A 24,118-nucleotide genomic window follows, 5' to 3' on the forward strand; every position below is an offset into this window, starting at 1 on the left:
CGGTCAGCTTCCCGCGCGCTGGGCGGCCATCGCCGCCTGCATCTGCTGGGCCTGCTCGGGTGTGATGCCCATGGCCGCCAGGATCGGATTGTGCGCCTCGGTGTCCCAGGATCCGCGGCCGCCGATCGTCAGGCCGCCATCGACGACGATGTGGGTGCCGGTGACGAACAGCGAGTCGTCGCTGGCCAGATAGAGGGCGGCGCGGGCGATGTCTTCCGGCACGCCGGCCTTGGGGATCGGCTGAACCTTGGGCCCGGCCTCTTCGAAGCGCGCGGCCATCTGGTCGGCGACCTCGCGGGGCAGACCCATCGAGGCGCCGAAGATCGAGGTCGCGATCAGGCCCGGGCAGATGGCGTTGACGCGGATCTTCTGCGGCGACAGTTCCGCCGCGGCGCAGCGCGACATGTGGATCACCGCGCATTTGGCCGCCGAATAGGCCAGCGGCCCGAAGCCCGCCTGCAGGCCGGCGATCGAGGCGGTGTTGATGATCGAACCGCCGCCGCGCGCCTGCATCAGCGGCAGGGCGTGCTTCATGCCCACCGCGGGGCCGCGCACCAGCAGGGCGAAGGTCTTGTCCCAGGCCTCGACGTCGACCTCCGAGACATTGCCCGGCGCCCCGCCGTGACCGGCGTTGTTGAACAGGATGTCCAGCCCGCCGAACTGGTCGGCGGCCATCTTCACCGCCGCAGCGATATCGGCCTCGCTGGTGACATCGCAGTGGGCGTAGCGGATGCGGCCGTCGAACCGCTTTTCGAGCATGGCGCCCTTTTCGTCCTGCAGGTCGGCGGCGACCACACAGGCGCCCTCCTGCGCGAACAGCTCAACCGTGCCCAGGCCGATGCCCGAAACCCCGCCGGTGATGAGGGCGACCTTGCCCTCCAGACGACCCGCCATGCGTTACTTCCCCTGCCTTGTTGTTCTTGTCTGATGTCAGCCGGTGACCACGACCACCTTGCCCAGGGCCTTGCGGCTGGCGAGGTGGGCGATGGCCTCGCCCGCCCGCTCGAGCGGGAAGGTCTCGGAGACGTGCGGCTTGATCTTGCCGGCGGCGTAGAGGTCCATCAGCTCCTTGACGTTCTGCTGGTGGGCCTTCGGATCGCGGGCGACAGCCGCGCCCCAGAAGACGCCGACGATGTCGCACGACTTCAGCAGCGTCAGGTTCAGCGGCACGGACGGGATGCCCGCCGGGAATCCGATGACGAGGAACTTGCCGCCCCAGCCCGCCGCGCGAATGGTCGCCTCGGCATAATCGCCGCCGACGGCGTCATAGGCCACGTCCCAGCCGTTGGGGCCGCAGGCGTCCTTGAACAGGTTGGCCAGGGCTTTCTTGCCGTCCTTGTCGAACGGGCCGGTCGGATAGACCACGCCGCTGTCAGCGCCCCGGGCGATGCAGAGGTCGACCTTCTCCTGGCTCGAGGCGGCGGCGATCACCTTCGCCCCCATCGCCTTGCCGAGCTCAACGGCGGCCAGGCCCACGCCGCCCGCGGCGCCGAGCACCAGCAGGGTCTGGCCGGGCTTGAGATAGCCGCGATCCTTCAGGCCGTAATAGGAGGTGCCGTAGGTCATCATGAAGGCCGCGCCTTCCTCGAACGACATCGAGTCCGGGATCGGCACGACGCGGGCCGCGTCCAGCGCCAGCTCCTCGGCCATGCCGCCCCAGCCGGTGTTGGCCAGCACGCGCTGACCGACCTTCAGATGGGTGACGCCTTCGCCCAGTTCCTTGACCACGCCGGCCACTTCGCCGCCGGGCGCGAAGGGGCGCGTCGGCTTGAACTGGTACATGTCCTCGATGATCAGGACGTCGGGATAGTTCACGCCGCAGGCCTTGACCGACAGCACCACCTGGCCGGGGCCGGCCACGGGGCTGGGCAGATCCTCGATGACCAGGGTCTCCGGTCCGCCCACGCTCTTGCTCAGCACCGCCCGCATGCGTCTCTCCCGCTCTTTCATTGAATGCCCGCGAAGCGTATCGGGGCGCTTGAGGCGTTTATAGGCCGGAGGCCGGAGTTGGCGAACAATTGTTTGAGTCTGGTCGTTCACGGTGGCGCGGGCGCGAAGCGCGGGCGCGACTACAGCCGAGAGATCGCCCACATGCGCGGCCTGGTCGAGGCCGGGCGCGACCGTCTGCTGGCCGGCGCCCTGGCGCTGGATGTGGCCGAGGAAACCACGGCCGCGCTCGAGGCGTCGGGCCTCTATGTCGCCGGACGCGGCGCCTCGCCCAACACGGCCGGCCAGTACGAGCTCGACGCCTGCCTGATGGACGGCTTCACCGGGCGGGCGGGATCGGTGGCGGCGCTGCAGGGGTTCGAGAGCCCCGTCGGGGTGGCGCGCGCGATCATGGACTGGACGCCGCATGTGATGCTGGCCGGCGAGGGCGCGACGCGGTTCGCGGCCTCCCAGAAGCTGGCCGCCATCGCCGATGACGCCGCCTGGTTCACCCACGCGGGCCAGGACGAGTCCAACCATCCGCCGGGGACCCTGGCGCACGGCACGGTCGGCTGCGTCGTCCGGGACCGGGAAGGCCGGCTGGCCGCCGCCACCTCGACGGGCGGAGTGTTCGGCAAGCTACCGGGCCGGGTCGGTGACTCACCCCTGATCGGATCCGGTGGTTGGGCCGACCAGCGGGTCGCCGTGTCCTGCACCGGCCAGGGCGAGTATTTCGTGCGCGTCGCCGCCGCGGCCCAACTGGCGCACCGGATGCGGTTCGGCGGTCAGTCGCTGGCCGAGGCCGCGGACGCCGTGCTGGCCGAGATCCGCGCGCTCGGCGGCGAGGGCGGCCTGATCGCGGTCGACGTCGACGGCAACGTCGCCATGCCGTTCGTCTCGGCCGGCATGAAGCGAGCGGCGCTCATGCCCAACGGCGAGATCGTCTCGGAAGCGTTCTGAACCTCGCAATCGTCATGGCCCGGACAAGGCGGGCCATGACGTTGCCTGGACGTTGGGAGGCTAAAGCCCCGTCAGCCTCTGGAACATGCCGAACGCGCCTTCGAAGCGCGCGCCGCCGCCGAGGCTGACGCCGAGAGCGAAGCAGACCTCGTCCTTCTCGGCCAGCGGCGCGTGGACAAAGCCGGCCCGGGCGATGTTGACGTCGCCGGGACCAAACCGCTCGTGCCCGTCATGGAAGGCGCCGGTGACCACCATGGTGTATTCCTCGCCGTCGTGATCATGCGGCGCGACGCCGTGGCCGGGCTCGATGCGCAGCAGCTCGGTTTCGCCCTCGCCGCCGATCTTGAGCTTGAGGCCGCGAATGCCGAAGCCGAGGAAGCGCCACTTGCGGCCGGCGGCCATCGACTCGAACACAGCCTCGCGCAGGGGATCGGGCAGCTCGAGCATCTCGCCCAGGCCGCGTCCGGCGCGGTGCGCCGCTTCCCGGGCGCGACCGTCGATGGCCTCGAGGTTGGCGATGCGCGCCAGAGCTTCAGCGGCGGCGCCGCCGGTCATCGGAACAGGCGTCTCGCTGTCGAGGAAAGCCCCGCCGAGCATGTCCATCGGCCGGGCCGGCGTCTGCGCTCCGCGCAGGACAGCCGCCGTCGCTTCCATCAGGCGCAGGCCGGGATGGCTGGCGGGATCGGGAAGGGTCGTCAGGGCGGTCATGCGGTCAGGCAACTCCTTGAAAAGGCGGGATATGGACCGCGGCGGCGAGGCGTCAAGTCGGGCGCGGGCGTCATCGGGCGGACTCCAGCCGGAGGCGCAATTTTTCGAACGCCAGCCGCAGTCGCGATTTGACGGTCCCCAGCGCCAGGCCGAAACGCTCGGCGATCTCGCTGTGCGACAGGTCCTCATAGAAGGCGGCGCGCACCATGTCGCGCTGCTCGGCGGGCAGGTCGGCCAGGGCGGCGGCGACCTGCACCTCCCGCTGGGCGGCTTCCAGCCCGGCGTCGGGCTGCGGCAGGGCCTCCGGGTTCAGCTGCGGATCATCGGCGTCGAGAGTGGCGGTGCGTTCCCGCCGGAACAGGTCGATCCGCCTGTTGCGCGCGATCCGGTAGATCCAGGTCGAGACGCTGGCCTTGCTGCGGTCAAAGCTGGCCGCCTTGCGCCAGACCGTCACCATCACCTCCTGCGCCAGGTCCTCGGCGCGGGCGGGCTCCAGGCCCAGTCGCGCCAGATAGCCCTTCACCCGGGGGCCGTAGTGATCGAACAGCGCCGCGAAGGCCGCGCGGTCGCCATGGCTGGCGATGCGTTCCATCAGCTCGGCGAAGGGGTCGCTCTCGGGTCCGGTCACGGCCAAGGGATAGTCATGCCCGTCGCGATTGGTCCAGAGCGCGAAATTCTGATATGGGGACTCTCTCCTCATCGCATCGGAACCTGCCGTCTTGGGCGCGACCCTCAACCTTGCTCGCGCGACGCCCGCCGTCGCCCCCGCTCCGGTCAATCTTTCGGGTCTGACCCGCAAGCAGCTGGCGGTCGCCATGGTCGAGGCCGGCGCCGTGCCGCCTGAAAAGGCGAAGATGCGGTCAACCCAGGTGTTCCGCTGGATCCATCACCGCGGCGCGACCAGCTTCGACCAGATGACCGACGTGGCCAAGGACACCCGGGCGGCGATGGCCGAACACTTCACCCTGGCACGGCCGGAAATCGTCGAACGCCAGGTGTCGAAGGACGGCACGCGCAAATGGCTGATCCGCACCGCGCCGGGCATCGAGATCGAGGCGGTCTACATTCCCGACGTCGGCCGCTCCGGAGCCCTGTGCGTCTCCAGCCAGGTCGGCTGCACCCTGAACTGCACCTTCTGCCACACGGGCACCCAGGCCCTGGTGCGGAACCTGACGGCGGCCGAGATCGTCGCCCAGGTGCAGGTCTGCAAGGACGATCTGGACGAGTGGCCGTCTGATCGCGAGGACCGCCGCCTCAGCAACATCGTCTTCATGGGGATGGGCGAGCCGCTCTACAATCTCGACAGCGTCTCCGACGCGATCGACATCATCAGCGACAACGAGGGGATCGGCATCTCCCGCCGCCGGATCACGGTCTCGACCAGCGGCGTGGTCCCGGAGCTGAAGGCGCTCGGCGAGCGGACCCAGGCGATGCTGGCGATCAGCCTCCACGCCACCAACGACGACCTGCGCGACGTGCTGGTGCCGATCAACAAGAAGTACGACATCGCCGCCCTGATGGAGGGGATCCGCAACTATCCCGGCATCTCCAACGCCCGGCGTGTGACGTTCGAATACGTGATGCTCAACGGGATCAACGACACGCCGGCCGAAGCCAAGGCTCTGGTGCAGCTGCTCAAGGGCATCCCGGCCAAGATAAACCTGATCCCGTTCAATCCCTGGCCGGGAACCGACTACGAGTGCTCGGACTGGGGGACTATCGAGTCCTTCGCCGCGATCCTCAATCGCGCCGGCTATTCCAGCCCCATCCGCACGCCGCGCGGCCGCGACATCCTCGCCGCCTGCGGTCAGCTGAAGTCGGAAAGTGAAAAGGTCCGCGCCTCGGTGCGCCGCAAGGCCGAGGCGGCCACGGCGACCTGATCCGGCCTTTCCTCGCAGGTCCCCGGCCCGCGCCGCTGATCGCGCGACGCTAGAAGCTTGCGCGGGACGGCGCCGGTCGTGCTAACCCTTTCGCACGCCGCACCTGCATGGACACTTCGATGCCGCCGCAACTCCAATCCATGGAAATCCAGGCCTTCTCGACCGGGTTCGTCACGACCCTCGGGCACGCCGGCCTGACGCTTGTGATCCTGCTGATGGGAGCGGTGCTCTACGCCATGCTCACGCCGCATCGCGAGATCGCCCTGATCCGCGAAGGCAACAACGCCGCGGCGCTGTCGCTGGGCGGCGTCCTGATCGGGCTGGCCCTGCCGCTGGCCTCTTCGCTGAGCGCCTCGGTCTCGCCGCTGGAAATCGCCATCTGGGGGGCGGCCACCGTGGCGTTCCAGTTGCTGGTGTTCCGGGTGATAGACCTGATCCTTCACGGCCTGCCGCAGCGCATCCAGGAGGGCGAGATCTCCGCCGCGATTCTGCTGGTCGGCGCGAAGGTGTCGAGCGCCCTGATCCTCGCCGCGGCCCTGGCGGGCTGAGCCCCGGTGCATCTGCCCCGCCTTCCAGACTGGCTGGTTTATCTCGCCATCGTGGCGGCCCTGGTGATCGGATCCATGGGTCGGCGCGAGAAGGCCCCTGCGCCGCCGCCGCCGCCGCCGATGGCCGGCGACGACGCGATCCCGCTCGACCCGTCCTCGCCATTCGACCCGGCGGTGGTCGTCGATGTCCCCGGCAAGCAGAAGCCGGGCGCCGGCACGGCCTTCTCGGTCGCCGACACGGGGGTCTGGATGACCGCCCGTCACGTCGTCGACGGCTGCACCCGTATCGCCCTGGTGGTGGCCGAAGGGCGCGGCGTGGCGGCGAAGGCGATCATCGATCCCTCCGGCGAGGCGGCGATCCTGACCACCGAGGGCGGCGCGCCCGCCCTGCCGCTGGCCGGAACCGCGTCCAGCCCGCGGCCCGGTGCGCTGGGCTTCCATCCGGGCTATCCGCAGGGCCAGCCGGGCGAGGCGGTGTCCCGCCTGCTGGGCCGTGAGAACCTTGTCGTCCGTGGGCGCGGCGCCCGCACCGAGCCGGTGCTGGCCTGGGCCGAGATCGGCCGCACCGAAACGCTCAAGGGCACGCTGGCGGGCCTCTCCGGCGCGCCGGTGCTCGACTCCGCGGGCCGGGTGATCGGCGTCACCGTGGCCGAGGCCCCGCGCCGGGGCCGGATCTACACCACCACACCCGAGACGGTGCAGAGCGCCCTGCGCAGTTCGAAGCGCCGTCCCGCCGGCTATGCGGTCGGCGAGCCGATCAATGTCGAAAATTACGGCCGCGTCGCCGACGGCCTGCGCCGCGACCTGCGCGTCGCCCAGGTGGTCTGTCTGTCGACGAGTTAGGCGGGTTCCGCTGCATCCTTGGCGCCCATCACCTTTGGCTGACGGACTGCCACCGCGAATGTCAGAATGATCGCCACCACCCCAATCAGCGCAGAATAGATGAAGAAGGTCAGATACCCTGCGCCCATGGCCTGGGCGCTGACGCCGATCTTCGCCCCGGCGCTGCCGAGGCTTTCGGGGGGCAAGTTGTTGAACAACCCCTTCAGGGCGCCGAGCGGTCCGCCGGCCTCCGCCGCCTTGGCGGAGCCCTCGATGATCCGCCCGGTCTGCGAGGCAATCAGCTTTCCGGGCAAGGCGTACAGCGACGAGAACAGCGCGTACTGGGTGGCCGTAAAGCCCGTCTGCGTCAGGCTGGACATGTAGGAAATCAGCGCCGTGCCGGCGATGCCGCTCGCGACGTTATCGGTGCAGATGGCCACAAACAGCACCGGCAGATCGTGGCCGCTCACGGCAAGCCAGCCGAAAAACAGGTTGCTGATCGGCTGGGCGAAGGCCCCGATAATCAGAGCCCGCATCAGGCCGAAGCGGATGACAACGATCCCGCCAAGGAACACCCCGACCATGCTCGCCACGACCCCGAGGACCTTCCGGACCTCAGCGATCTCGAGCTTGCTGAAGCCGAGGTCGAGATAAAAGGGGTTCATCAGGTTCAGCACGAAGTCGGAAACCCGATACAGGCAGATGGTCGCCAGGATCAGGCCCGCGACGCCCGAATAACGCTTCCAGAACTGCACCAGGGGCTCGCCTAGCGCGGTCGACATATAGACGCCGGGCTTGGTCTTCAGCCCGGGAATGGGCCAGGCGGCCACCACAACGACCACGAGGCCGGCGGCGACCCCGGCCAGTTGCAGCCAGAGTCCGTTGGGCTTGGCCTTCCAAGCCTCAGCCAGCGCTTCGCCGCCGACGATACCTGAGAGAAGGGTCGCGTCGCCGCTCAAGCCGGATCCGAGCAGGAGCGCTCCGACGGCCACGATACCGAGCCGTACAATCCATTCGGCGACGACCAGCGCCTGAGGTTGGCGGACGTCGCCGGTGTTGATCGGACGGATCGTGTGGGCCTTTTCGCGGGGCGCCCAAAGGGTCGCGGCGATGCCGATCGCCATCGCCACGGCCATGGCGGCATAGGCAACGTTCCAGCCGAACTGTTCGGCCATTACGAGGGGACCGGCGCCGGCCAGGATCATCGCCAGGCGATAGCCCCACTGCACCGCCACCACGAGCGCGCCTTGGCCCTCCGCATCGATGACCTCGATCCGCCAGGCGTCAATTACGATGTCCTGGGTCGCCGACACGAAGCCGACCACTACGGCGACCACGGCCATGAGCACCAGACTCTTCGCCGGGTTGATGCCGGAAATCAGCCAGAGCCCCAGCACGATGGCCAGCTGACAGAGCAGGATCCAAGCGCGCCTGTGCCCCAGCCACTCATTCAGCAGCGGCACCTTGGTCCGGTCGATCAGCGGGGCCCAGAGAAACTTGAACGAGAAGGACAGCGTCGCCAGGCTGAACAAAGCGATGACCGACAACGACAGCCCCGCGTCACGCAACCAGGCGGACAGGGTGTCGAAGATCAGCATGTAGGGTAGACCCGAGCTGAAGCCGAGGCCCAGCATCACCAGGCTGCGGCGCTCGCCGAACAAGGCCAGGGTCTGCAGGAAGGTGCGCTTCGGCGCGGCGGCGGCTTCGGTGGACATCGGCGCGGTTCCCCCGGATAGGACCGGTCGCCCGGCTCCGCAAATCAGGAGGCGAGCCTGCCCGCTTCGGTCCCGCCCGTCCAGCCGACCCAGCGGGCCAGTACGGCGCGCAGGGCGGTTTCGGTCAGGGGTTTGACGAGGAAGTCGTCCATGCCGGCGCCGAGCGCCGCCCGGCGGTCGTCCTCGAAGGCGTCTGCGGTCAGGGCGACGATCGGCGTCGCGACGCCCCGGGCGCGCAGTTCGCGGGACGCCTCGACGCCGGAGAGGTCCGGCATCCGCAGGTCCATCAGGATCAGATCGTAGGTCGCCGCGGATACGGCGGCCAGCGCCTCCTGTCCGCTGGCGGCCCGGTCGACCTCGGCCCCCTCGCGCTTGAGCAGGGTCCGCGCCAGCAGGGCGTTGATCGGATTGTCCTCGACCAGCAGCACCCGCGCGCCCGTCGCCGTGGCGGCGGCGATGCGATCGTCCTCGGGCGGATGGTCGGCCTTCGGCGCGACGCCCTTGGCCGCCAGTACGCGGGCGGCGAGGGAATCGGCGCGCAGCGGCTTGATCAGATAGCCGGAGAAGCCGGCGGCGCGGCTGCGCGGAATCCGCGCCCGCTCGTCAGGCCGCAACAGGATGACGCAGGCACGTCCCTCCGGCGCCTTCAGCGCGCGACGGCCGGGGGCCAGCAGATTGTCGATCAGCAGCACGGCGTCCGCCGGTGCAATCAGGGTCAGGTCCGTCACGGTGGCGGCGGTGATCACCTGGCCGCCCAGGCCGGCGATCTGGCGGCTGGCGGCCTCCAGCACGACAGGATTGGGCGAGGCGATGCCCACGACCTGACCGGCGAGGGGCCGGTCCGTGACCGCGCGCCTCACGACCGGGAAGGCGGCCTCCATCCAGAAGGTCGCCCCGCCGCCGGGCGTCTCGTCGACGCCGACGGACCCGCCCATGGCGTTGCTCAGGCGGGTGACGATCGCCAGGCCCAGGCCAGCGCCGCCCAGCACCGCCCCGTGCGACGGATCGGCGTGGACGAACGGCTCGAAGATCCGCTTGCGCGCGGCCGGCGGCACGCCGGGGCCGGTGTCGCGCACGGTCAGTCGCAGCTGGCCCTGGCCCGCGCTCTCGGCCGTCAGCAGCACGCCGCCGGTCTCGGTGAACTTGACCGCATTGCCCGCGAAATTCAGCAGCACCTGCCGCAGCCGGCCTTCGTCGGCCATGAGCAGCGGCAGATCGGCGGCGCAGGCCCAGGCGATCTCCACGCCCTTTTCATGGGCGCGCGGACTCATCAGTTCGGTCACCTGCCGCAGCAGGGCGGCGATATCGGTCGGCGAGGGGTGCAGCTCGATCTTTCCCGCGCCGAGCCGCGCCAGATCGAGCACGTCGTTGACCAGCGCCAGCAGGTGGTCGCCGCTTTCGCGCAGGGCGGCGACATAGGATTTCTGCTCGGCCGTCAGCCGGGTCCCGTCCAGCAGCCGCGCCATGCCCAGCACGCCGTTCAGCGGCGTGCGGAACTCATGGCTCAGGGTGGCCAGCTGCTCGGGCGTGATCGCACGGTTGTCAGACATGCCGCCAGACTAGCGGCGGCGGCTTAACGGTCGGTCAAGCGACCGTCGGGCGGCGATGGGTCAGCAGGAACAGCAGGAACAGCGCCGCAAAGGCCAGATCGCCGAGTGACAGGATGAAGGCGCTGCTGGAGAGCGCGGCCGCGCCGCCGCTGATCCAGACCAGCAGGGGAATCGGCGCCTTGCCCAGCACGCCGAGCCAGAGGATCGGGCGGTTCGCCGCAGGATCGCGCGCGACCATGCCATAGCCGATGCCGAGCACGACGATCAGCAACGAGGCCAGTCGGGTCATCAGCAGGTCGTCAGGAACAGGCTGGCCCAGCACCCCCATCATCGCCTCCGGCGCAAGCAACATCGGCAAGCCGACGGCGAAATTGAACGCCGCCGCGACCCAGAAAACCAGCTTCCAGAAACCCATCGTCCTACCCCCCGGCGGAGCGTCCCGAAAATCGGCGCCTCGTCACCGTCGCGCAGGGCCGCTCCGATGTCGAGCGTGCGCTCCTGTTCGGATCCGCCACTCAGTCGGGTGATGACAGGTCAATGCGCACCGCGGCGATCCCGCCACCGACGCCTGCCAGCAGCAGCGCCAACGCTGACCAGCGGGTCGAGCCGCCGGGAAGGGCTGGTTCTGAGGGCCTCGAGCTCACTGGCGACCTCTAGCGAGTCCGGGTGGGCCGGAGCACGGATTTCCCGATCATCCTCAGCCCTGGGCGTCGAAGAAGGCGTCGGGGCTCTCGACTTCGATCAGCTTCCCCCGGCGGATTTCCAGGAATCGCGTGGCCGCCGTGCGGGTGAAGTAGCGGTCGTGGGAAACGAACAGGCAGGAGATCTCGGCGTCTTCCAGCTCCGCCTCCAGCGCCTCCTGACCTTCGATGTCGAGATGGTTGGTCGGCTCGTCCAGCAGGTAGAAATTGGGCCGCTCGAGCTTCATCCGCAGGAACATCAGGCGCGACCGCTCGCCGTGGCTGAGCAGCCTGATCGGGTCGCTGATCCGGACGAACGGGAAGCCGGCCTGGGCCAGCAGACGCGTGGCCTCCTTCTCCGTCGCGTCCGGGGCGGCCGCGACATAGGCCAGCAGGCTCGACTGCAGCGGCAGGGCGCGCATCGACTGGTCAAATACCGCCAGCCGCGTGGCCGGGTTGAAGCGGATCGCCGCCTGGCCGTCGTAGTGTTCGAGGTCCGGATCGAACGCGGCGGCCAGGGCGCCCAGCAGAGTGGACTTGCCCGCGCCGTTGCCGCCCAGGATCGCGATCCGGTCCCCGGCCGCGACGCTCAGCCGGTCGATCGTCAGCAGCGTGCGGGCGTTGTCGGGCGTCCTGACGGTCAGCCCCATGACCCGCAGCGCGACCTTCGCGTCGATCTCGCCGTCCGACAGCTCCAGCCGCCGGTCGCGGGCGACGTAGGCGGTGGTTCTGTCGGCCTCGATACGGGCGATGCGGGTCTCGATGGCCGCTTTGCGCTTGTTCAACTCCGGGTTCTTGACCGCCCAGACCTTGTAGCGGGCGGCGGCCGCCTCGAGCCGCTTCACCTCCTTCTCTTCCAGCTTGCGGTGGGCGGCGGCGGTCGCGTCGCGGCGCAGCAGTTCCTCCCGGGCGACCGAGAACCGGGACTTGAACGCGTGCATGCCGTCCGACCGCAGGAACAGGGTGCGGTCGGTCACACGGTTGAGGAACTCGCGGTCATGCGAGACGATCAGCATCGGCAGGTCGAACGCCGCCGTCAGCCAGGTCTCCAGAATGTTGATATTGGCCAGATCCAGGTGGTTGGTCGGCTCGTCGAGGATCAGGATGTCCGGTTCTTCGAGCCGCGCCGCGCCGGCGATCAACAGAAGCCGCTGCCAGCCGCCGGACAGGTCGCCGAACCGCTGCTCTGCGGTCTCGTACGAGACCCCGATCTCGTCGAGCAGCACATCGATTCGCCAGTCGTCATCGCCGGCGCCGATCTTTTCCAGCGACCGCCGCAACACCTCGCGAACGGTCAGGTCGGCGAAGGTCTCGGGCGTATCCTGCGGCAGGGCGCCGATGCGCAGGCCGCGGGACTTCAGCACCTGGCCCTTGTCGAGCTCCAGCGCGCCCGTCAGGCAGGCGATCAGGGTCGACTTGCCGGCGCCGTTTTCACCGACCAGGGCGGTGCGGGCGTCGTCGAGCAGGAAGGACACGCCCTCGAACACGGGTTTGGCGCCGTGGTGAAAGCTGGCCTGATCCATGCCCAGTACGGCCTGACGCGGCGCCATGGCGTATTCGGTCCCCCTGCCCTGAAGCGTTAGTTCATCAAGGGCTGCCGGGAAACCCGGAGACCGGCGTCAGGGCGCCGCGCCGGCGCCGGTCTCGGCCCCGACCCGGCGATAGATAAGCGCCTCGGCGACATGGATCCGCCCGACGCTGCCGGCGCCTTCGAGGTCGGCGATGGTGCGGGCGAGGCGGATCGCTCGCGTCCAGCCGCGGGCGGTCAGATGGCCGGCGTCGGCGGCGCGGGCCAGCAGGCTGCGTGCGGGGTCGTTGAGGTCGGCGGCCTTGCCCAGGAAGTCGCCGTCGGCCCGGGCGTTCAGAACCGGGGCGGCTTCGCCGAGCGCCACCGACCGTTCGGCCTGCAGGGCGCGGGCCTGCGCCACGCGCACGGTGACCTCGGCCGAGCCCTCCGCGGGAGGCGGCAGGGCCAGGTCGGCGGCGGCGACCGGCGGCACGTCGACCTGAAGATCGATGCGGTCGATCAACGGGCCGGACACCCGGCCCTGATAGTCGCGCTGACAGCGCGGGGCCTTGCCGCACCAGCCCTTGCCCGGGCCGCCGTGGCCGCAGCGGCAGGGGTTCTGCGCCGCCACCAGCTGCACCCGCGCCGGATAGCGGATGTGGGCGTTGGCCCGGGCGACCATCACCTCGCCGGTTTCCAGCGGCGCGCGCAGCGAATCCAGCGCCTGGGCGCTGAACTCCGGCAGTTCGTCCAGAAACAGCACGCCGTTGTGCGCAAGCGAAACCTCGCCCGGCTTGGCCTTCAGTCCTCCGCCGGTCAGAGCGGCCATGCTGGCGGAATGATGCGGACTACGGAACGGGCGGGTGCGGGTCAGGGCGCCGCGCGCAATGAGGCCGGCGACCGAATGGACCATCGAGGTTTCCAACAACTCGGCGGCCGACAGCGGCGGCAGGATGCCGGGCAGGCGCTGCGCCAGCATCGACTTGCCGGACCCGGGCGGACCACAGAACAACAGGTTGTGTCCGCCGGCGGCGGCGATCTCGAGCGCCCGCTTCGCCTGGTCCTGACCGCGCACGTCGCGCAGGTCCGGAACCTGGGCGCCGTCGAGCATCGGCCCGGCCTTCGGCTCGGACAACATCTGTGTACCGCGAAAGTGATTGATCAGGCCGATCAGCGAGCGCGGCGCCAGCACCCGAGTCCCGCCGGCCCAGGCCGCTTCCGGTCCGCAGGCCTCCGGGCAGATGAGACCCAGGTCCATCGCGCCGGCCGCGACGGCTGCGGGCAGGGTTCCGGCGACGGGCGAGATCGAGCCGTCCAGCGACAGCTCACCGACGGCCGCCCAGCCGTTCAGGGCGTCCGGCGGGATCACGCCCATGGCCGCCATCACGGCGAGGGCGATCGGCAGGTCGTAGTGGCTGCCTTCCTTGGGCAGGTCCGCCGGCGCCAGGTTCACGACGATCCGCTTGCCCGGCATCGCCAGGCCCAGACCGGTGAAGGCGCCCCGCACCCGCTCGCGGCTTTCGGCGACCGCCTTGTCGCCGAGACCGACCACGACCATCACGGCCTCGCCGCCGGTCAACTGGACTTCGACATCCACGCGCCGGGCCTCGACGCCCTGAAACGCGACGGTGACCACCCGCGCGACCATGCCCCCTCCGCGCTACAGTTGCTGTGACTTATCCACAGACTCAACCATGGCGGGTGGATCGGATCAAGAACAAAAATGGAACCAAGGCGGAAGCTGAAACGATTCAGTCGCCTACCCGACATAACTCACTCACCGCGTCGGATCGCCTCGATGCGGTCGAACAGGGCGGCCGCCGCATCGGCGCCGCCGAAGCGCTTCAACTGCTGGGCGCCGGTCGGGGAGGTCACGTTGATCTCGGTAAGATAGTCGCCGATTACGTCGATGCCGACGAACAGCAGGCCGCGCCGTTTCAGTTCAGGGGCGATGATCGCGCAGAGTTCCAGATCGCGCGCGGTCAGCTCGACGGCCGCGGCTCGGCCGCCCCGCGCGAGGTTCGAACGCACCTGGCCCTCGGCGGGGATGCGGTTGATCGCCCCGACCGGCTCGCCGTCGACCAGCAGGATGCGCTTGTCGCCCTTGCTGACGGCGGGAATGAACTTCTGGGCGATGACCTGATCACGGCCGATCAGGGCGTGCAGCTCCAGCAGGGCGTCGAGATTGGGGTCGTCGGCCTTCAGCCGCACCACGCCCGAACCGCCGCCGCCGTGCAGCGGCTTGAGCACCATGTCGCCGTGCCGCTCGCGGAAATCGTAGATCGCCTCGACGTCGCTGGTGATCAGGGTCGGCGGCTGGACGCCCGGGAAATCGGTGACGAACAGCTTTTCCGGCGCGTTGCGCACCTCGGTCGGGTTGTTCACCACCAGGGTCGTCGGGTGGACCTTGTCGAGGAAGTGGGTGGCCGTGATGTAGGCCATGTCGAACGGCGGGTCCTGACGCATCAGCACCACGTCGGTCTCGCCCGCCAGATCGATCGTCCGCGCTTCGCCGAAGCTCACATGGTCGCCCTTGACCGCCTTCAGCGTGACCGGACGGCCGCGCGCGGTGACCCGCCCGCCCTCCATCGACAGCTTGTCGGGGGTGTAGACGAACACCGAATGGCCGCGCGCCTGCGCCTCCATCATCATCATGAAGGTGCTGTCGGTCTCGATGTTGATCCGCTCGACCGGATCCATCTGTACGGCGACCTTCAGTGACATGGGGGGCTCCTGGGCCGGGTGGTGACGGGCGACCGCTACATAGCGACGGTATCGATCGGACGGGAGGGGGCGTCTGCGGTTAGTTGAGCCTGAGCCGCACACGCTCCCGCGCCGCCCGGGCCGCCAGCGCCGCGCCGCCGTCGAGAATCTGGGCCTGTCCGAGCGCCTGCAGGGCCCCGGCGAGGGCGCCCTGGCCCTCCCGGGCGGCGGCGACGTCGAGCCAGGGGCGATGGTCGGCCGGGTTGAGCAGCGCCCGGCGCAGGGCCGAGCGCTCGGCGCGTGGCCAGTCCTTCGCCGCCTGGGCGCGGGCGAAGATGTTGTTCTGCAGCCGGATCAGCACCGCCCGGTCGCTCATCGGCGCCATCAGCACTTCCAGCTTGCCGGCGACGTCGGGCGTCAGGCCCGCGCGCAGGGCGCGTCGGGAGAGCTCGGAAGGCAGCACCACCCGGCCCTCGCTGAACGGGTCCAGCGCCATGGGCCCCTCGCGGGTCTCGATGCGCAGCAGGAAGTGGCCGGGAAAATCGACACCCCGAACCTCCAGCTCACAGCGTCGCGCCGCGTGCAGATAGAAGACGCCGATCGAGACCGGGATCCCCTTGCGCCGCTCGGCCACCGCGATGACGTCGGCGTTGTCCGGATGATCGTAGGTCATCAGGTCGCCCTGGAGGCGCAGGTCGCCGGCCATGGATTCGGCGATGGCCTCCTCGGGTGATTCCGTTTCGAGCCGGGCGGCCAGTCGGGCGACGCCCTCATCCGCCACCGCGCGGGCGGCGTCGGCGTCGCGGTCCGGATCGTCATGGACGGCGCAGGCGAGCGCGGCCTCGAACAGGGGGAAGGCGTCGTCCGCCACCAGTCCGGCCTCGGTCAAAAGGGCCTCTGCGTCTTCCCGTGTCATGGACTCACCAACGCCTCAACGGCCCTTCCAGGCGTCCGGAATATGGAGCGGCAGGCGACCGGGGGCGAGGGCGATCAGGTCGAGGCGGATGGTCGCGCCTTTCAGGGCCGGCCTGCCTGCCGCGACCGCCGCCGCCGCGCGCCTCAGGCGGGCCCGCTGTTCAGGCAGGACGGCCTCCAGCGCAATCTCCCGCGTGGCCCGGCGTTTGACCTCGACGACGGCCAGAATGCCGCCCTTCACCGCCAGCAGGTCGATCTCGCCCTGCGGCGAGGCCAGCCGGAAGCCGAGGACGCGATAGCCCTTGAGCATCAGCAACAGCGCCGCCAGCACCTCGCCGCGCCGGCCGCTTTGCCGCGCCAGCCCGCCACGACGGCTGCGGGCGCTGGTCACCGGCCGTCCTTCAGCGCCATGGCGCGGCGGTAGAGGTCGCGGCGGTTCAGGCCCAGCGCCTTGGCCACCTCCGACGCAGCCTCGCCGGGCGGCAGGCGGGTCAGGGCCTCGCTCAGGGCCGAGTCGGCGTCCTCCGCGGTGGAGGCCTGCTGCTGGCCGGGGCCGACCAGGATGACGATCTCGCCCTTGGGGCCGTCCAGCCGGGGATCCTCGGCCAGCGCCGACAGGGGCCCGCGCACCGTGGTCTCGAACAGCTTGGTCAGTTCCCGCGCCACCGCCGCCTCGCGGTCGCCGAACACGGCGGCCATGTCCGTCAGGCTGGCCCGCAGCCGGGGCCCGCTCTCGTAGAAAATCAGCGTCGCCGGCACATTGGCGACCTCGGCCAGAAAGGTGCGCCGCGCTCCGCTCTTGGGCGGCGGAAAACCGGCGAACAGGAACCGGTCGGTCGGTAGTCCCGCCAGGGTCAGGGCCGCCAGCGCCGCGGAAGGGCCGGGGATCGGGAACACCCGGTGTCCGGCGGCGATCACGTCCTTCACCAGCCGGAACCCGGGATCGGAGACCAGCGGGGTGCCGGCGTCGGACACCTGGGCCACGCTCTGGCCGGCCTCGAGCGCCGCCATGATCTTCGGCCGGGCGCGTTCGGCGGCGTGCTCGTCGTAGCGCAGCATGGTCTTGGACAGCCCGTAGGCGGCCAGCAGCTTGCCGGTCACCCGCGTATCTTCCGCCAGCAAAAGGTCACAGCCCGACAGCACGTCGAGCGCCCGCAGCGTGATGTCCCGCAGATTGCCGATCGGCGTGGCCACCACATAGAGCCCCGGCTCCAGCGGGACGTCCGACAACGGCGGCGGGGGCGGGTGACGTGACAAGGCGAACTCCGGTTCGCGGCGAGAGCGCCTTGCCCGCCCGCGTCCGTCAAGGGATAGAAGGGTGAACGCCGCAAAGGAAGCGCCCGTGAACAAGCTGATCCTCTGGCTCGTACTGATCGCCGTCTTCGTCGTGGGCGCGCTGGCCGCCTGGTGGTGGCTCGAGGTGCGGTGGCGGCCGAAGACGGTCACGAAACACCAGGCCGAGATCGCGAAGATCCTTGATGAGGCCGGCTGGGTCTCGCCCGGGCAGACCGGACCCAAACTCTACATGATCGCCTTCCGGTCCTGTCCGGACTGCGTGCGGCTCAAGGCCGAGGTATTTCCCAAGGTCCACAAGGCCGGGGTCGACACGCGCGTGATCGTGATCGCCCGACGCGACCTCAACGGCGTCGCCAAGTCCACCCCGGCCGAACGGACGACCGTGGCGGAGCTGTGGATCAACCGCAGCTGGGCCCTGATGGAGCGATGGGACGGCGCGCCCCTCGAGACCTGGACGGCCGAGGGCATTCCGCCCGCCGATGGCGACATCGCGCGCACGGCGGTGATCAACGCCGGCCGCGACGTCATTGACCAGCTGCGGCCGTTGCTCGCGGCCAACGGCGTCAAGGTCGGCGACCAGGGCGTCCGCTATCCGACCCTGATCTGGTGGACGGCCGACGGCGTCATGCGCAGCTGCGTCTGCGAGGAGCCCCGGACCTATCGCGCCGTGCTCCGCGAACTGGGCGCGGACTGACCGCCGGCTAGTCCGGCGCGCCCGAAAGCGCCCCGCCGGACACGTCCGTGCCCGGCGAGTCGTCGCCGTCCGGACTGGTGACGGTTACGCCCTGTTCGACACCGTCGATCGGGTCACCGTCGGTCTCCTCCAGCGTTTCCTCGCCGTGACCCACATGGAACGGCGCGGCACCCTCGGCCGGCGTCGGGTCGGCCTGCGCCTTCATTTCGCGCGCGCCCACACCAAGGCCCTGCTGCAGGGCCCGGTTGGCCTCGGGCGTGGAGGGGTCGAAACTGCGGTCGTCGTCGGACGGGGACATGGCGAAACTCCTGTTCGCCATGCCAACGGCCTGTCACAGGCGGACGTTCCTACAAGGGCGCGAACTTTGCCGTGAAGTGACGCATGGCCGACGGCTGCCAGGTGATCTTCATGCCGCGCAGGCTGTCTTTGCGGGCGTGAATCTCCTCGAACACCTCGACGATGTAGTCGGCGTGGCTCTGGGTATAGACGCGTCGCGGGAAGGCCATCCGCACCAGGTCCATCGGCGCCTCGACCTCGGTTCCGTCGGGCCGCAGGCCGAACATCACCGTGCCGATCTCGCAGGAGCGGATGCCGCCCTCGACATACAGGGCGACCGCCAGCGACTGGCCCGGATACTCGGACGGCGGGATGTGGGACAGCATGGCGCGGGCGTCGATGAACACCGCATGGCCGCCGGTCGGCCGCACCGTCGGCACGCCCATCGCTTCGAGCCGCTCGCCGATGTAGGCCATGCTGCGCAGGCGATAGCGCAGGTAGTCCTCGTCGATGATCTCGACCAGGCCCTGGGCGATGGCGTCCAGATCCCGCCCGGCCAGCCCGCCGTAGGTCGGGAAACCCTCGGTCAGGATCAGCCGGTTGCGGGCGGCCTGGGCCAGTTCGTCGTCGTTCAGCGCCAGCCAGCCGCCGATGTTGGCGAAGGCGTCCTTCTTGGCCGACATGGTCATGCCGTCGGCGTCGGCGAACATGTCCGCGACGATCTGCTTGACCGTCCGGTCGCCCTGGCCCGGCTCGCGCATCTTGATGAAGTAGGCGTTCTCGGCGAAGCGGCAGCCGTCGATGATGAACGGCTTGCCATGGGCCTTCGCGATCTTCGCCACCGCGCGGATGTTCTCCAGGCTGACGGGCTGGCCGCCGCCGGCGTTGTTGGTCACCGTCAGCATCACGCAGGGAACCGCGTCGCCGTGCTGGCTCAGGAAGGCCTCCAGCCGCGGCAGGTCCATGTTGCCCTTGAACGGATGGTCGCTGCGCGGGTCCAGGCCCTCGGCGATGACCAGGTCATGGCCGGACGCGCCGGTCGATTCGATGTTGCCGCGGGTAGTGTCGAAATGGGTGTTCGACGGGATCGCCTTGCCCGGTCCGCCGAGGATCGAGAACAGGATCGCTTCCGCCGCCCGGCCCTGGTGGGTCGGGATCACGTGCCTGAACGGCATCAGATCCTTCACGGCCGCCTCGAAGCGGAAGAAGGACGGGCTGCCGGCATAGCTCTCGTCGCCGGCCAGCAGGGCGGCCTGCTGTTTGGCGCTCATGGCCGAGGTGCCGCTGTCGGTCAGCAGATCGATCAGCACGTCCTCGGAATGCAGGGCGAACAGGTTGTAGTCGGCCTTTTCGATCAGCTTCAGCCGCTCTTCCCGCGTGGTCATGCGGATGGGTTCGACCGCCTTGATGCGGAAGGGTTCGATGATGGTGCGCATGGATGTCTCGATGTTCGTTGAAGCGCGCGTCTCGCCGCGCTAACCGGTTTGCCGATGCCTTTATCCGTCCGCGCCGCCTACCGCGAGCGTCTTTCCCGGGGCGACATCAGGCCCGATGCGGCGCAGGAGCAGGCGCTGGTCGCCTTGTCACGCCTCGAGGGCGACCTCAACGCCCTGTCCGAGCCGGGGTTTTCCGCGCTGTTCCGCAAGCCAAAGGGCGCGCGCGGCGTCTACCTGTGGGGTCCTGTCGGCCGGGGCAAGTCCATGCTGATGGACCTGTTCTTCGATTCCGCCCCGGTGGCGAAGAAGCGCCGTACCCACTTCCACGTCTTCATGGCCGAGGTTCACGCCAGCATCGACGCCTGGCGCAAGGGCGATGGTCCCGCCCGCAAGGCGCGGTTCGGCCAGAGCAGGGGTGATGATCCGATCGGTCCGACCGCCGATCTGATCGCCGGGGAAGCCCGGTTGCTCTGTTTCGACGAGTTCCAGGTCACCGACATCGCCGACGCCATGATTCTCGGCCGACTGTTCGAGGCGCTGTTCGCCCGGGGCGTCACGGTGGTGACCACCTCCAACCGCCCGCCCGACGACCTCTACAAGGACGGCCTGAACCGTCAGCTGTTCCTGCCCTTCATCGGCATGCTCAAGGAGAAGCTGGAGGTGGTCGCGGTCAGGGGGCCGGTGGACTTCCGCCTCGACCGCCTGCGCGGCGCTCGGACCTGGCTGGCCCCTGACAGCGCCGCCAACGCCGACGAGTTCGACCGGCTGTGGGGCGACATGCTCGACGGGGCGCCGGAATCGGGCGCCACGCTGGAGGTGCTGGGCCGCAAGCTGCACCTGCCGCGGGCCAGCGGCGGGCTGCTGCGCACGCGCTTCGCCAGCCTGTGTGAGCATGCGCTCGGACCGCAGGACTATCTGGCCATCGCCGACCGGTTCCACACTGTGTTTCTCGAGGACGTCCCGCGCCTGACGCCCGCCCGGCGCGATGCGGCCAAACGGTTCAACACCCTGATCGACGCCCTCTACGAGGCCCAGACCAAGCTGGTCGCGCTCGCTGCGGACGAACCGGAAACCCTCTATCCGGAGGGCGACGGGTCGTTCGAGTTCGAGCGCACGGTCTCCCGCCTGCAGGAAATGCGCTCGACGGACTGGCTCGAACGCGTCACGGACTGATCAACAACAAAAGGGAAGGAAACCACACATGTTCTCTCACATCATGGTCGGAACGAGCGACCTGGCGAAGGCCAAGACCTTCTATGACGCCGTGCTGGGCACGCTGGGCGTTCCGCCGTCCTTCCTGGATGGTCACCGCATGTTCTACATGGCCAACGGCGGCGTCTTCGGCGTGTCCCTGCCGATCAACGGCGAGCCGGTCAGCCACGCCAACGGCGGCACCATCGGCTTCACCTGCAGCTCGCCCGAACAGGCCGACGCCTGGCACGCCGCCGGCATCGCCAACGGCGGAACCACCTGCGAGGATCCCCCGGGCGTCCGCGAAGGCGGCATGGGCAAGATGTATCTCGCCTATCTGCGCGACCCGGACGGCAACAAGCTCTGCGGCATCCACCGGATGGGCTGATCGCCCGGCCGGTCGTTGACCCGGCTCCAGGGGGCGTCTGCGGCGGATGGGGTCTGAAAAGGCCCTGCTCGCGTTGACACCCCCTGTTCCCGGCGTAAATAGCCCTGCTGCTTGCAACCGTCGGGAACCAAATGACCGAAGCCTCGTCAGGGGTCCGTGAAAGGCCCACCTCGCCGCACCTCCAGGTGTGGCGCTGGCATGTGACCATGCTGGGCTCCATTCTGCATCGCGCCTGCCTGATCGGCCTTTTCGTAGGCGCGCTGATTCTCGTCGGCTGGGCGGTCGCCCTGGCCTCCGGCCACCAGGCCTACGCCGCCTATACGGCGCTGCTGGCGTCCTGGCCGGGCAAGCTGGTCCTGCTGGGCCTGACCTTCGCCCTGTTCTTCCTGGCGGCCAGCAACCTGCGCCACCTGATGTGGGACACCGGCCACGGCTTCAAGCCGAAGACGGCCGACATGATCACCATCGCGGGCATCGCCTTCGCCCTGGTGGCCACCGCCGTGGTCTGGCTGATCGCCGGCCAGACGGGAGGCCTGTCATGAGCGCCAAGGCCGGTTTCCGCACACCTCTCTCCCGCGCCCGCGGCCTTGGCTCGGCCAAGCATGGCGTGGGCCACTTCATCGCCGACCGGGTCTCCGGTCTGGCTCTCATTCCCCTGTCGATCTGGGCGGCCTACGGCGGCCTCAAGCTGGCGGCCGGCGGCTATGTGATGGCCGTCGAATGGCTCGCCCACCCGATCAACGCGGTGCTGCTCAGCCTGTTCATCGCGGTCGGCTTCGTGCATCTGCGCCTGGCGATGCAGGTGATCATCGAAGACTACATCGAAGGCTTCGTGGCCAAGTCCGCGGCGCTCATCGCCAACTATCTCGTATGCGTTCTCGGCGCCGCTCTGGGGGTCTTCGCCATCCTCAAGGTGGCCCTCCTCGGAGCCTTCTGATGCCGGCCTATGAATTCATCGACCACCGCTTCGACGTCGTGGTGGTGGGGGCCGGGGGATCGGGCCTTCGCGCCGCCGTCGGCTGCGCCCAGGCCGGTCTGAAGACCGCCTGCATCACCAAGGTCTTCCCGACCCGCAGCCACACCGTCGCGGCCCAGGGCGGCATCTCCGCCAGTCTCGGCAATATGGGCGAGGACGACTGGCGCTGGCATATGTACGACACCGTCAAGGGGTCGGACTGGCTGGGCGACCAGGACGCCATCGAATACCTGACGCGCAACGCGCCGGCGGCCGTCTATGAGCTCGAGCACTGGGGCGTGCCCTTCTCGCGGACGCCGGAAGGCAAGATCTACCAGCGCGCCTTCGGCGGCATGACCAAGAACTACGGCGAGGCTCCGATCCAGCGCACCTGCGCGGCGGCCGACCGCACCGGCCACGCCATGCTGCACACCATGTACGGCCAGGCGCTGAGCAAGGACGTCGAGTTCTTCATCGAGTACTTCGCCCTCGATCTGATCATGGAAGACGGCGTCTGCGTCGGAGTCACCGCCTGGAAGCTGGACGACGGCACCCTGCACCGGTTCCAGGCCCAGAAGACCGTGCTGGCCACGGGCGGCTACGGCCGCGCCTATCTGTCGGCGACCAGCGCCCACACCTGCACGGGCGACGGCGGCGGCATGGCCCTGCGCGCCGGCCTGCCGCTGCAGGACATGGAGTTCGTCCAGTTCCACCCGACCGGCATCTTCCCGGCCGGCTGCCTGATCACCGAGGGCGCCCGGGGCGAGGGCGGCTATCTGACCAATTCCGAGGGCGAGCGGTTCATGGAGCGCTATGCGCCGTCCGTGAAGGACCTGGCCCCGCGCGACATGGTCAGCCGCGCCATGACCATCGAGATCCGTGAAGGCCGCGGCGTGGGTCCCAACAAGGACCACATCCACCTGCATCTGAACCACCTGGATCCGGCGGTGCTGCATGAGCGGCTGCCCGGCATTTCGGAAACCGCCAAGGTGTTCGCCGGCGTCGACGTGACCAAGGCGCCGATCCCGGTCCTGCCGACGGTCCACTACAACATGGGCGGCCTGCAGACGAACTACCACGGCGAGGTCGTGACCAAGACCGGCGACAACGCCGACACCATCGTGCCCGGCCTGATGGCCGTGGGCGAGGCGGCCTGCGTCTCGGTGCACGGGGCCAACCGCCTCGGCTCCAACAGCCTGATCGACCTGGTGGTGTTCGGCCGCGCCGTCGGCCTGCGCTGCGCCGAGCAGCTCAAGCCGGGCGCGACCCAGCCCGAGCTCAAGGCGGGCATGACTGACGCCCACCTCGCCCGCTTCGACCGCTTCCGCAACGCCGCCGGCGGCCGACCGACCGCTGACCTGCGGCTCGAGATGCAGCGCGCGATGCAGGAAGACGCCGCCGTCTTCCGCACCGGCGAGTCGCTCAAGAGCGGCGTGGACCGCGTCAACGCGGTCGTCGCCGCCCGCAAGGACATCGGCGTCAGCGATCGCGGCCTGGTCTGGAACAGCGACCTCATGGAGACGCTGGAGTTCGACAACCTCGTCTGCCAGGCGGCCGTCACCGTCGCCGGCGCGCTGAACCGCACCGAAAGCCGCGGCGCCCACGCCCGCGAGGACTTCCCCGATCGCAACGACGGCGAATGGATGAAGCACACCCTCGCCTGGTTCGACGACGCCACCGGCAAGGTGAAGATCGATTACCGCCCGGTGCACAGCTACACGATGTCCAAGGACATCGACTACATCCCGCCCAAGGCGCGGGTGTACTAGGCTTCGCAGCCTTGCTGATCCGGACAGGGGCGACCGCCGTCGGCGGTCGCCCTTTCCATGTCGCCTGTCCCAATTCTCCATCCCGCCTGCACATCAGGCTGCGAGCCTCCGTTTTCGCAAAGGGGCCTCAGCGCGAGGTCTCTTGCGCCCAACATCAATGTGTGTGAACAATCGCTCACATTCTGGACGGAGACGCTCC

25 protein-coding genes are annotated in these 24,118 nt (G+C 69.3%); 10 read left to right on the forward strand and 15 right to left on the reverse strand.

Annotation, left to right across the window (positions count from 1 at the left end; all coding sequences use genetic code 11):
- Positions 1-3: 3 nt before the first annotated feature.
- Positions 4-894, reverse strand: a complete 891-nt coding sequence (locus tag AC3WJT_RS01945) for an SDR family NAD(P)-dependent oxidoreductase (RefSeq protein ID WP_492341383.1) — start codon at positions 892-894, stop codon at positions 4-6.
- 36 nt (positions 895-930) lie between these two features.
- Positions 931-1,929 (reverse strand): NADPH:quinone oxidoreductase family protein, encoded by a 999-nt coding sequence (locus AC3WJT_RS01950; RefSeq protein ID WP_492341384.1) that lies wholly within the window; start codon positions 1,927-1,929, stop codon positions 931-933.
- Positions 1,930-2,022: 93 nt separating this feature from the next.
- Here AC3WJT_RS01950 and AC3WJT_RS01955 point away from each other — a divergent pair, with 93 nt between their 5' ends.
- Positions 2,023-2,886 (forward strand): isoaspartyl peptidase/L-asparaginase family protein, encoded by an 864-nt coding sequence (locus AC3WJT_RS01955; protein WP_492341385.1) that lies wholly within the window; start codon positions 2,023-2,025, stop codon positions 2,884-2,886.
- Between the two features lie 60 nt (positions 2,887-2,946).
- Here the strand turns inward: AC3WJT_RS01955 and AC3WJT_RS01960 are convergent, their stop codons facing one another.
- Both AC3WJT_RS01960 and AC3WJT_RS01965 read right to left on the reverse strand, forming a co-directional pair.
- Positions 2,947-3,594 carry a cupin domain-containing protein gene (locus AC3WJT_RS01960; RefSeq protein ID WP_492341386.1) on the reverse strand — a complete coding sequence of 216 codons (648 nt, stop codon included), beginning with the start codon at positions 3,592-3,594 and terminating at the stop codon, positions 2,947-2,949.
- A 70-nt stretch (positions 3,595-3,664) separates the two neighbouring features.
- A complete protein-coding gene (locus tag AC3WJT_RS01965; RefSeq protein ID WP_492342353.1) occupies positions 3,665-4,222 on the reverse strand; it encodes a sigma-70 family RNA polymerase sigma factor in 558 nt (185 codons plus the stop codon).
- A gap of 91 nt (positions 4,223-4,313) precedes the next feature.
- On the opposite strand from AC3WJT_RS01965, the gene rlmN reads away from it, so the two are divergent.
- The 3 genes from rlmN to AC3WJT_RS01980 all read left to right on the forward strand — a co-directional run bounded on the left by rlmN (position 4,314) and on the right by AC3WJT_RS01980 (position 6,865).
- Complete coding sequence (gene rlmN / locus AC3WJT_RS01970; RefSeq protein ID WP_492341387.1) at positions 4,314-5,474, forward strand: dual-specificity RNA methyltransferase RlmN; 1,161 nt, start codon at positions 4,314-4,316, stop codon at positions 5,472-5,474.
- A gap of 119 nt (positions 5,475-5,593) precedes the next feature.
- Positions 5,594-6,022, forward strand: a complete 429-nt coding sequence (locus AC3WJT_RS01975; RefSeq protein WP_492341388.1) for a DUF350 domain-containing protein — start codon at positions 5,594-5,596, stop codon at positions 6,020-6,022.
- A gap of 6 nt (positions 6,023-6,028) precedes the next feature.
- Positions 6,029-6,865 (forward strand): S1 family peptidase, encoded by an 837-nt coding sequence (locus AC3WJT_RS01980; RefSeq protein WP_492341389.1) that lies wholly within the window; start codon positions 6,029-6,031, stop codon positions 6,863-6,865.
- Here the strand turns inward: AC3WJT_RS01980 and AC3WJT_RS01985 are convergent.
- The 9 genes from AC3WJT_RS01985 to rsmI form a co-directional block, all read right to left on the reverse strand.
- The gene (locus AC3WJT_RS01985; RefSeq protein ID WP_492341390.1) at positions 6,862-8,559 is read right to left on the reverse strand and encodes an AmpG family muropeptide MFS transporter; all 1,698 of its coding nucleotides are present in this window, start codon (positions 8,557-8,559) and stop codon (positions 6,862-6,864) included. The two genes, AC3WJT_RS01980 and AC3WJT_RS01985, sit on opposite strands and share 4 nt — an antisense overlap.
- A gap of 44 nt (positions 8,560-8,603) precedes the next feature.
- Positions 8,604-10,109, reverse strand: a complete 1,506-nt coding sequence (locus AC3WJT_RS01990) for a response regulator (RefSeq protein ID WP_492341391.1) — start codon at positions 10,107-10,109, stop codon at positions 8,604-8,606.
- 34 nt (positions 10,110-10,143) lie between these two features.
- Positions 10,144-10,524: a hypothetical protein gene (locus AC3WJT_RS01995; protein WP_492341392.1), complete on the reverse strand. Its 381-nt coding sequence runs from the start codon at positions 10,522-10,524 to the stop codon at positions 10,144-10,146.
- A gap of 282 nt (positions 10,525-10,806) precedes the next feature.
- A complete protein-coding gene (locus tag AC3WJT_RS02000) occupies positions 10,807-12,339 on the reverse strand; it encodes an ABC-F family ATP-binding cassette domain-containing protein (RefSeq protein WP_492341393.1) in 1,533 nt (510 codons plus the stop codon).
- A 69-nt stretch (positions 12,340-12,408) separates the two neighbouring features.
- The gene (locus tag AC3WJT_RS02005) at positions 12,409-13,944 is read right to left on the reverse strand and encodes a YifB family Mg chelatase-like AAA ATPase (protein WP_492341394.1); all 1,536 of its coding nucleotides are present in this window, start codon (positions 13,942-13,944) and stop codon (positions 12,409-12,411) included.
- 125 nt (positions 13,945-14,069) lie between these two features.
- Positions 14,070-15,020 carry a glutathione synthase gene (gene gshB / locus AC3WJT_RS02010; protein WP_492341395.1) on the reverse strand — a complete coding sequence of 317 codons (951 nt, stop codon included), beginning with the start codon at positions 15,018-15,020 and terminating at the stop codon, positions 14,070-14,072.
- Between the two features lie 79 nt (positions 15,021-15,099).
- Complete coding sequence (locus AC3WJT_RS02015; RefSeq protein WP_492341396.1) at positions 15,100-15,915, reverse strand: SirB1 family protein; 816 nt, start codon at positions 15,913-15,915, stop codon at positions 15,100-15,102.
- 15 nt (positions 15,916-15,930) lie between these two features.
- Positions 15,931-16,305 (reverse strand): YraN family protein, encoded by a 375-nt coding sequence (locus AC3WJT_RS02020; protein WP_492341397.1) that lies wholly within the window; start codon positions 16,303-16,305, stop codon positions 15,931-15,933.
- On the reverse strand, positions 16,302-17,171 hold the full coding sequence (rsmI, locus tag AC3WJT_RS02025) for a 16S rRNA (cytidine(1402)-2'-O)-methyltransferase (protein ID WP_492341398.1): 870 nt from the start codon (positions 17,169-17,171) through the stop codon (positions 16,302-16,304). Before rsmI ends, AC3WJT_RS02020 begins: the two co-directional genes overlap by 4 nt.
- Positions 17,172-17,256: 85 nt before the next feature.
- On the opposite strand from rsmI, the gene AC3WJT_RS02030 reads away from it, so the two are divergent.
- Positions 17,257-17,904 carry a hypothetical protein gene (locus AC3WJT_RS02030; RefSeq protein ID WP_492341399.1) on the forward strand — a complete coding sequence of 216 codons (648 nt, stop codon included), beginning with the start codon at positions 17,257-17,259 and terminating at the stop codon, positions 17,902-17,904.
- A gap of 7 nt (positions 17,905-17,911) precedes the next feature.
- On the opposite strand, the gene AC3WJT_RS02035 is transcribed toward AC3WJT_RS02030, so the two are convergent.
- Together AC3WJT_RS02035 and AC3WJT_RS02040 are read right to left on the reverse strand one after the other, a co-directional pair.
- Complete coding sequence (locus tag AC3WJT_RS02035) at positions 17,912-18,202, reverse strand: hypothetical protein (protein ID WP_492341400.1); 291 nt, start codon at positions 18,200-18,202, stop codon at positions 17,912-17,914.
- A 49-nt stretch (positions 18,203-18,251) separates the two neighbouring features.
- Positions 18,252-19,616 (reverse strand): tryptophanase, encoded by a 1,365-nt coding sequence (locus tag AC3WJT_RS02040; RefSeq protein WP_492341401.1) that lies wholly within the window; start codon positions 19,614-19,616, stop codon positions 18,252-18,254.
- 54 nt (positions 19,617-19,670) lie between these two features.
- Between AC3WJT_RS02040 and zapE the strand changes: the two genes are divergently transcribed.
- The 5 genes from zapE (at position 19,671) to sdhA (ending at position 23,919) form a co-directional block, all read left to right on the forward strand.
- The gene (gene zapE / locus AC3WJT_RS02045) at positions 19,671-20,789 is read left to right on the forward strand and encodes a cell division protein ZapE (RefSeq protein WP_492341402.1); all 1,119 of its coding nucleotides are present in this window, start codon (positions 19,671-19,673) and stop codon (positions 20,787-20,789) included.
- 28 nt (positions 20,790-20,817) lie between these two features.
- Positions 20,818-21,195, forward strand: a complete 378-nt coding sequence (locus AC3WJT_RS02050; RefSeq protein ID WP_492341403.1) for a VOC family protein — start codon at positions 20,818-20,820, stop codon at positions 21,193-21,195.
- Positions 21,196-21,326: 131 nt separating this feature from the next.
- Positions 21,327-21,737: a succinate dehydrogenase, cytochrome b556 subunit gene (sdhC, locus tag AC3WJT_RS02055; protein ID WP_492341404.1), complete on the forward strand. Its 411-nt coding sequence runs from the start codon at positions 21,327-21,329 to the stop codon at positions 21,735-21,737.
- Positions 21,734-22,132, forward strand: a complete 399-nt coding sequence (sdhD, locus tag AC3WJT_RS02060) for a succinate dehydrogenase, hydrophobic membrane anchor protein (protein ID WP_492341405.1) — start codon at positions 21,734-21,736, stop codon at positions 22,130-22,132. The genes sdhC and sdhD overlap by 4 nt, the downstream gene beginning before the upstream one ends.
- Positions 22,132-23,919 (forward strand): succinate dehydrogenase flavoprotein subunit, encoded by a 1,788-nt coding sequence (gene sdhA / locus AC3WJT_RS02065; protein ID WP_492341406.1) that lies wholly within the window; start codon positions 22,132-22,134, stop codon positions 23,917-23,919. Before sdhD ends, sdhA begins: the two co-directional genes overlap by 1 nt.
- Positions 23,920-24,118: the final 199 nt, after the last annotated feature.

It is taken from the genome of Caulobacter sp. FW305-C-30-S16 (assembly GCF_058783025.1).

Coding starts and splice junctions, on each gene's coding strand:
- gshB (WP_492341395.1), bottom strand. CDS start 15,020: ATGTCACTGAAGGTCGCCGTACAGATGGATCCGGTCGAGCGGATCAAC.
- AC3WJT_RS01960 (WP_492341386.1), bottom strand. CDS start 3,594: ATGACCGCCCTGACGACCCTTCCCGATCCCGCCAGCCATCCCGGCCTG.
- AC3WJT_RS01945 (WP_492341383.1), bottom strand. CDS start 894: ATGGCGGGTCGTCTGGAGGGCAAGGTCGCCCTCATCACCGGCGGGGTT.
- sdhA (WP_492341406.1), top strand. CDS start 22,132: ATGCCGGCCTATGAATTCATCGACCACCGCTTCGACGTCGTGGTGGTG.
- AC3WJT_RS01985 (WP_492341390.1), bottom strand. CDS start 8,559: ATGTCCACCGAAGCCGCCGCCGCGCCGAAGCGCACCTTCCTGCAGACC.
- AC3WJT_RS02050 (WP_492341403.1), top strand. CDS start 20,818: ATGTTCTCTCACATCATGGTCGGAACGAGCGACCTGGCGAAGGCCAAG.
- AC3WJT_RS01975 (WP_492341388.1), top strand. CDS start 5,594: ATGCCGCCGCAACTCCAATCCATGGAAATCCAGGCCTTCTCGACCGGG.
- AC3WJT_RS01950 (WP_492341384.1), bottom strand. CDS start 1,929: ATGCGGGCGGTGCTGAGCAAGAGCGTGGGCGGACCGGAGACCCTGGTC.
- AC3WJT_RS02015 (WP_492341396.1), bottom strand. CDS start 15,915: ATGACACGGGAAGACGCAGAGGCCCTTTTGACCGAGGCCGGACTGGTG.
- AC3WJT_RS02005 (WP_492341394.1), bottom strand. CDS start 13,944: ATGGTCGCGCGGGTGGTCACCGTCGCGTTTCAGGGCGTCGAGGCCCGG.
- AC3WJT_RS02040 (WP_492341401.1), bottom strand. CDS start 19,616: ATGCGCACCATCATCGAACCCTTCCGCATCAAGGCGGTCGAACCCATC.
- AC3WJT_RS02000 (WP_492341393.1), bottom strand. CDS start 12,339: ATGGCGCCGCGTCAGGCCGTACTGGGCATGGATCAGGCCAGCTTTCAC.
- AC3WJT_RS02035 (WP_492341400.1), bottom strand. CDS start 18,202: ATGTCCCCGTCCGACGACGACCGCAGTTTCGACCCCTCCACGCCCGAG.
- AC3WJT_RS01990 (WP_492341391.1), bottom strand. CDS start 10,109: ATGTCTGACAACCGTGCGATCACGCCCGAGCAGCTGGCCACCCTGAGC.
- AC3WJT_RS01995 (WP_492341392.1), bottom strand. CDS start 10,524: ATGGGTTTCTGGAAGCTGGTTTTCTGGGTCGCGGCGGCGTTCAATTTC.
- zapE (WP_492341402.1), top strand. CDS start 19,671: ATGCCTTTATCCGTCCGCGCCGCCTACCGCGAGCGTCTTTCCCGGGGC.
- sdhC (WP_492341404.1), top strand. CDS start 21,327: ATGACCGAAGCCTCGTCAGGGGTCCGTGAAAGGCCCACCTCGCCGCAC.
- sdhD (WP_492341405.1), top strand. CDS start 21,734: ATGAGCGCCAAGGCCGGTTTCCGCACACCTCTCTCCCGCGCCCGCGGC.